The following is a 7,065-nucleotide window of genomic DNA, read 5'->3' on the forward strand; positions in this document are numbered from 1 at the left end:
ATTCTGTAGCCATCATGAACATCCATCGACGAAGCGGTGCGCGTGGAACATATGACTGACAGCGAATTCGAGCAGGTACGCTCGTTTCTTGCCCAGACGTACGGTCTGGACATGGATTCGAAGCGCACCCTGCTAGAATGCCGCCTCGCGCGCGAGCGCGATCGCTTGCAGCTGCCGTCGTTTTCGGCGTACTTCGACCTCGTGGAGTCAGGGCGAAACCAGCAGGAGCGAAACCGGTTCGTCAACCTCGTCACCACCCATTACACCTACTTCCTGCGCGAAAGCGCGCAGTTCAAGTTCCTCTTCGCCACGGCTTTCCCGGAATTGCTGGCCAAGCGGCCGAACCGCCCGTGGAACATACTGTGCGCCGGCTGCTCCACGGGAGAAGAATGCTACAGCGTCTCGATGCTGGTCGAGGACTACGCGCGAACCCACCCGATCCCCTCCGTTCGCATCACCGGCATCGACCTGTCGCAACCTGCGATCGAAGAGGCGCGTACGGCCGCCTATCCCGAATCGCGCATCAACAGGGTGCCCCGTCGCTGGCGCAATGCGTACTTCGTTCGGAACGGTCAGCTGTACACCGTTGCCGAGCGCATCCGCTCGCGCGTCTTTCTGGCGCAGGGCAACCTCTGCGACGACGAAGTCCTGCGCAGGACGTACGACCTCATCATGTGCCGAAACGTCATCATCTACCTCAAAGCCGAAGTTCGCAACCGGGTGATCGCGACATTGCACCGCCACCTCGCCCCATCGAGCTACCTCATGCTGGGGCACGCCGAGATCATCCGCGAACGTACGCTGTTCGAATACCAGGGGAACTCCGTTTATCGAAGACAAGCGAAAGCGACCAACGTATGAGCATGAAACCGAGCAACATCAGCATAAGCCGCATCTTGATGATATCCTACGGCATCGTCATCGCCCTGTTCGCCCTTTCGATCGCAGTGGCGCTCTACGGCGTCCACGCGAACGCCTCCATGACCAAAGAGTTCTACAACCGGCCGTACATGGTTTCGAAAAGCGCCGTGGCGCTTCGCTTCACGATCGAGGAGATGTCGACGTACGTCGAGCAGCTGCTTGACGCAGAAAACGACGCGGCGAAACAGAAAGCGCTGGTGGCCATCGAGGATCTCACCGAACAACGCATGAACGAGCTGAACGTCGTCCGGTCGCTGTTCAAAGCCGATCCCGATCTTCTAGAACGCTTCTCGAACGCCTGCGACGAGCTGGGCGCGCGCCGCAACGCCGTGATCGGCGCGGCCGAAGCGGGAGACATCGACCGCGCCATCGACCTGTACTCGAACGAGTACCTCGCGCAAAAGGAAGTGACCGTCAACCTGTCCACCGAGGTCGTGAACAACGCAGAGCACGTAGCGCAGGCCTTCGTCAAAGACTCGTTCAGCGTCGAGGTCGGAACCTCGCTGGCCATCGGGCTTCTAGGGACGGCGGCCATCGTGCTCGTCATCGTTATGTGGAGGCGCATCACGCACAGCATCGCCGCGCCCATTCAGGAGATCGACCGCATAGCGAAGCGGTTGGCCGACGGCGATCTGACGGTGCGCTCATCCTGCACGTCCGGCAACGAGCTGGGCTCGCTCGCTTCATCCATGAACGAAACGGTAGCTTCGCTGCGCTTCGCCACCGAGCAGCTCAGCGAAACAGCCGAGCAGGTGGCTCGCTCGTCATCGCAGATGTCGGACAGTTCCCAAGCCGTCGCGCAAGGCTCCGCCGAGCAAGCCACCGCCATCGAAGAGCTTGCCGCCAACGTTCAGAGCATCACGCACGTGGTGGGAGAGAACACCGAAAGCGTCCTGACCGTGAATTCCAACACCTCCGATGTACTGGGCGCGGTCGAGGAAAGCAGCGACTCGATAGCCCGCACCGTGCGCGCCATCGAGGAGATCAAAGACAACGCCCAGAGCATCTCGCAGCTGGCCAACTCCATCGAAGACATCTCGTTCCAGACGAACATCCTCGCGCTGAACGCCTCCGTCGAAGCCGCGCGCGCAGGTGATGCCGGACGCGGCTTCGCCATTGTGGCCGAGGAGATCCGCCGCCTCGCCTCGCAAGTGAGCGAAGCGTCGCGCGCGGCTGACGAACTCGCCGGGCGCGCCATCGAAAACGTCGAGGCCGGAAGCGAGCTGATCGGCTCCGCATCTTCGAACATGGAGGAAGCCGTTACCTCTATCGAAGATATCAAGACGGCGATGTCCTCCATCGCTCACGCCTCCGAGCAGCAGCTCGAAGCGGTCGCCCAGATACAGGAGAGCATGGACAGCCTCTCCCAGGTCGTGCAGGAGAACTCGGCCGCCTCCGAGGAAAGCGCGGTCATCGGAGAGGAGCTTGCGGATCGCGCGAACGAACTCAAGCACCTGATCGGCCGCTTCAAAATCGATGAAGATCCGCACGAAAGCGAAGCTGGGGCATGACGCGATTCCGAACCGAAACAGGCAGCGCGCCGAGCGGATCGGAAGGCGTCCGAGAAGACCGCGAACGCCTGCGCGCCGACAACGCCGCCCTGAAGCGGCAGCTGGACGTCATGCGGGCGCTCGCATTCCGCGACCAGCTGACCGGCTTGTTCAGCCGCCACTATTTAACCGACTACCTGGAGCAAGAGATCGAACGCATGAGCTGCGAAGCGAACATCGTGCTCGCCCTGTGCGATATCGACGACTTCAAGCTCATCAACGACGTGCGCGGCCATCAGGCCGGCGACATCGCCATCGTCTGCATCGCCGACATCCTCGACGATCTCTCCGGCAACCATCCGGTCATCCGATGGGGCGGCGAGGAACTGCTGCTCGTGCTGTTCTCCACGCCCGACCACGAGGCCTTGCGTCTGTGCAACCAGATGCGTGAGGAAGTGGCCAACTATCCCATCAGCGACGACTTAGGCGAATTTTCGTGCACGCTCACGTTCGGTCTGAGCGCCTACGATCCGGAACTCACGTTCGGCGAGAACTTCGCATCGGCCGACCGCGCGCTGTACCACGGCAAGGAGACGGGCAAGAACCGTTGCGTGTTCGCGCAATCGAACCAGATAGAGCGCGACGGAGGGAACCGGTCGTGAAACGCGAGGAGATCACCGTGCAGGCGAAGCTCAAGCCCAATTGCGGGCTCGAGAACACGCGCGCTTCGCTCGTCATGCGCCGCATCGCGCCGTTGTGCGACTCGGCAACATGCCATCCGCACGCGATCAAGAGCAGTCGGGAGACGATTCCCTACCTGCGCGACCACGGCTTGTTCGTCACCTTCGTCTCGCGCACGCCCGAGCGGGTGCTCGCAGCCATCAGCGGTGCGTTCTTCGTGGACAGCTGCACCATCGTGGAGGATCCCGAAGGCATCCCGCCGTTCGAGATGCCTTCCGCACCCCAGGAAGACGATGCAGAAAACGGAGGGATCGAAGCGATTTCTTCGTTCGCCGATCGCGATGCGCGCAGCGAGCGAGACGAAAAGCTGTCGAACCTGATCGCGCAGCTGGAGGAGACGAACCGGTCTTTGCGAGCGCACGCCGAAAGCCTTCCGAACGACCGCGTGCTCAGCGATATCGCGTTCTCGTACGCGCAGACCCTCGACCACCTGCGATCCACCGTCGCCCTTTCGCGCATCGAAGCGTTCGACCGCATCGCCCCATCGCTTCATAAGCTCGTCGAGGACTACGGACGCCAGTTCGGCGTTCCCGTCGATCTGGAGCTCGAGCAAGGACGCATGGATCTGGATCGTTCGGTGCTCGCATCCATCGAGGAAACGCTCAGACGCGCCCTTCGATCATGTATCCGCGACGGCATCGAAAGCGCCGAGGAACGCGCCGACCTGGGAAAACCGGAACGCGCAACCATACGCTTGCGCCTGGAAAACGAAGGTTCGGATGTCGTTTGCCGCATCGAGCACGACGGCAGGCCCTTCGACGCGCACCGTATCGCCACGATAGCGTCGAAACGCGGCCTTCTCGCCCGTCCGCTGGACGCGTATTCCGACGAGGAGATAGGCGCGTTCATCCTTCTGCCGCAATTCTTCTTGCCGAGCGCCGCCAGCGATGGCAACGCCTTCGCAGAACTGAACGAGATAGGCTGCATGCTGCAGCGCATCGGCGGGCGCGGCACGATGCGCAACACCGAACGCGGCACGTTGGAGATCGTCCTACGCTTTCCCGTGCCGTTCACCGTGTTCGAAGCCGCCCTGCTGCGCACCGGAGGCGTCCGCTTCGCAGTTCCCGCACAGCAGATCGTGCGCTTCGAGGCGTTCGACCCCGCCCGCGTCCAGCGCGGCGGCGCAGCGGGAGAAGGGTCGAAAGCAACCTCAACCTGGTACGAGGACGAACACGGCGCGCATATCGAGATGCTCAACCAAGGTGCCAAGCCCTTTCCGCTTGACGCGGCGCACCCCGCATATACCGTCCTGCTTGAAGCTCTGGGGGAACGATGCGCTTTGGCCGCAGACGACGTTGAGGGCTACGAGCGGATCTCGATGCTGCAGCTTCCGGCACTGCTCGACCGCCGGTGCATGCACGAACTGGGCTGCATCGGATACGCCATCCTGCAAGACGGTTCGCCCTGCATCGTGATAAGCGTACGGCGCTTTCTGAACGACGCGGCGAAGGACAGGGGAACCCATGCGCGACCGTAGCCAACGTCTGCACTGGATCGAAACGCTCATCGGCAAGGACCGCCAAGAGGCTCGGCGGAATAACGCGCTGGTCATCCCCACCGATGACGGAGACATGGCCATCGCGTTCTCGTCCATCGTCGAAGTGGTCGCCGCCAGCCGCGTGCAGCCCCTTGCCCTCTTGCCCGAGCAGTTCTGCGGCGTGCTGTTCCGCGGCAACGAGCTGGCCCCCATCGTCGACACGAGAGCCCCCGACACTGGACCGGGGCACGTCGTGCTCGTCGAAGGGGAAGGATGCCTGTTGGGGCTGCAGTTCTACGGCACGCCCTACGTCGTCGACCTCGACGAAACCGAACATGCCCTCTTGGCCATCGAGCGCCGTCCGAGCTTCCCGTCGGAAACGCTTCCCCTGCTGGATATCGACGCCGTAGCGAAAGCGCTGCTCGCCCTCGATTAACGCCGCAGTGCGCGAGCTCCCAACCAGCGCATCAGGTAGAATGGCTCGAACAACCAGCCACCGCATCCGACGGAAGGACGCATGCCATGGAGTTCGCACGCAGCACATGGAGGCTGTTCGCCGCCAATGCGCGAACCGCTATCCTGTTCGAATTCGGCTTCCGATTCCTGTTCGCCATCCTGTTCGTACCGGCATGTTTCGGCATGGTGGATCTCGCGATGGAAGCGGCCGGACTTGCCTACTTGGCCGACACGAACATGACGACTCTATTCGCAAATCCGCTGGCGTGGGTGTTTTTGCTCGTGGCCACGCTTGTGCTAGCGCTCGGAGCCCTTTTCGAGATGTGCGCCCTCGTCGTTGTCATGCAGGCGGGAAAGACGGGTCGGCGCATCGGAGTGTTCGAAACGAGCCGGCTCGCATTCTCTTCCGCCCGGCGCATCGCACGCCCATCGAACTGGCTTCTTGCACTGTTCGTGCTGCTGCTGGTTCCGCTCACGAACCTGACCGTCACTTCCTCGGCGCTCACCGGCGTGCGGCTTCCCGAGTTCATTATGGACTTCATCTGGGAAAACGGCGCGCTGACCGCGGTGTTCGTCATCGTGATGGCCGCACTGTACCTGCATGCGTTTTTTCTGGCGTTCGGCATTCACTTCTTCACGCTGTGCGACGAATCCTGGATGCAGGCACGCATCTCGAGCAGGAGCCTGCTGCGCGGCAACGCCTGGCGGCTGGCGCGCCGTCTGCTGGCCTTGTTCGCCGTGTTCGCGTCGGGAGCGGTCGCGGCCATAGTCGTCGGCGTCCTCATCTTGGCCGCCATCCTAGAAGGCGGCCTGCCGTTCGGAGTCTCCTTCGCGCTCACGCTCGTGATGTTCGCGTTCACTATCGTGGTCGACTGCGTGTTCGCGCCGCTGAGCTATGCCGCCCTCAGCGCCACGTTCTACGAATTCTCGCAGGAGCGGGGCATCGACGTCCCTTACCGCATCGACGAGCCCTCGCGTACGTGCAGGACGAGGCTCGCGCGCGCAGCGGTCGGCCCCTTTCTCGCCATGCTCGGACTCGTTTCGTTGCTGTCCTACGACCCTTTGCACGGGGTATTCGAATCCGAAAGCCAGCGAGAGCCCGCGCCGGATTTCGCGATCACCGCGCATCGGGGCGGCGCGCGCGAGGCTCCCGAGAACACCTTGGCTGCATTCCAGAACGCTATCGACCAAGGCGCGGATTGGGTGGAGCTTGACGTGCAGCAGACGGCCGACGGCGTGCTCGTGGTGATGCACGATGCCAACCTCAAGCGCACGACGGGTCTGGATAAAGAGTTCTGGCAGGTCACGTACGACGAGATCAAAGACCTCGACAACGGCAGCTGGTTCGATCCCGCATTCGCAGACCAGCGGATATGCACGCTGGAAGAGGCGCTTGCGTTGTGCAAAGGCAAGATCAAGTTGAATATCGAGGTGAAGCCGGACGGCCACGGCGTCGACCTCGAGCGAAAGACGGTCGACCTCATCAACGCCTACGATATGAGAGACCAGGTGGCCGTCGCGAGCATCTCCTACGAGTCGCTCGCGAAGGTGAAGGAGATCGACCCCTCCATGCCCACCATGTACGACATGACGTTGGCTTACGGCTCCATCTCGAGCATCGAGCATGTCGATTATTTCAGCGTCGACGACTTCTTCGTCACCCAGGAACTCGTCGACGAAGTGCAAGGGGCGGGGAAGATCATATACGCTTGGACCGTCAACGACCCCGCCAACATGTCGCGCCTCATCGACTACGGCATCGACGGTCTGGTCACCGACGACATCGCACAGGCTCGCGAGCTGTACGAGGCGGCGCTGCACGAGGGGCACGAGTACTTCGACGCCATCTGATCGACGGCGGCGAACGCTTGCGAAGTGTTGGCGCGCCCGATGGCCCGCATGGGCGCCACCCGCAAGGCGACTCGTCGCCCCGCGCTTCGATATCGACGTCGTAATGGAAACGCCGCTCGCCCTCGACCA

Annotated in this window: 6 protein-coding genes; all 6 read left to right on the top strand. The window is 62.3% G+C overall.

What is annotated here, in order from left to right; all coding sequences use genetic code 11:
* Window positions 1–51 precede the first annotated feature (51 nt).
* The 6 genes from ACMO6A_RS09945 (at window position 52) to ACMO6A_RS09970 (ending at window position 6,936) form a co-directional block, all read left to right on the top strand.
* Window positions 52–861, top strand: coding sequence for a CheR family methyltransferase (locus tag ACMO6A_RS09945; RefSeq protein ID WP_015761341.1), 810 nt, complete (start codon window positions 52–54; stop codon window positions 859–861).
* Window positions 858–2,432, top strand: a complete 1,575-nt coding sequence (locus ACMO6A_RS09950; protein ID WP_021410786.1) for a methyl-accepting chemotaxis protein — start codon at window positions 858–860, stop codon at window positions 2,430–2,432. The genes ACMO6A_RS09945 and ACMO6A_RS09950 overlap by 4 nt, the downstream gene beginning before the upstream one ends.
* Complete coding sequence (locus tag ACMO6A_RS09955) at window positions 2,429–3,073, top strand: GGDEF domain-containing protein (RefSeq protein ID WP_021410807.1); 645 nt, start codon at window positions 2,429–2,431, stop codon at window positions 3,071–3,073. Before ACMO6A_RS09950 ends, ACMO6A_RS09955 begins: the two co-directional genes overlap by 4 nt.
* Window positions 3,070–4,629, top strand: a complete 1,560-nt coding sequence (locus ACMO6A_RS09960) for a hypothetical protein (protein ID WP_021410773.1) — start codon at window positions 3,070–3,072, stop codon at window positions 4,627–4,629. Before ACMO6A_RS09955 ends, ACMO6A_RS09960 begins: the two co-directional genes overlap by 4 nt.
* Window positions 4,616–5,065, top strand: coding sequence for a putative bifunctional autolysin (locus ACMO6A_RS09965; protein WP_021410809.1), 450 nt, complete (start codon window positions 4,616–4,618; stop codon window positions 5,063–5,065). Before ACMO6A_RS09960 ends, ACMO6A_RS09965 begins: the two co-directional genes overlap by 14 nt.
* 86 nt (window positions 5,066–5,151) lie before the next feature.
* Window positions 5,152–6,936 (top strand): glycerophosphodiester phosphodiesterase family protein, encoded by a 1,785-nt coding sequence (locus ACMO6A_RS09970; protein ID WP_418471182.1) that lies wholly within the window; start codon window positions 5,152–5,154, stop codon window positions 6,934–6,936.
* Window positions 6,937–7,065 lie beyond the last annotated feature (129 nt).

The organism is Eggerthella sp. (genome assembly GCF_048329335.1).
Taxonomy (GTDB): Bacteria; Actinomycetota; Coriobacteriia; order Coriobacteriales; family Eggerthellaceae; genus Eggerthella; species Eggerthella lenta.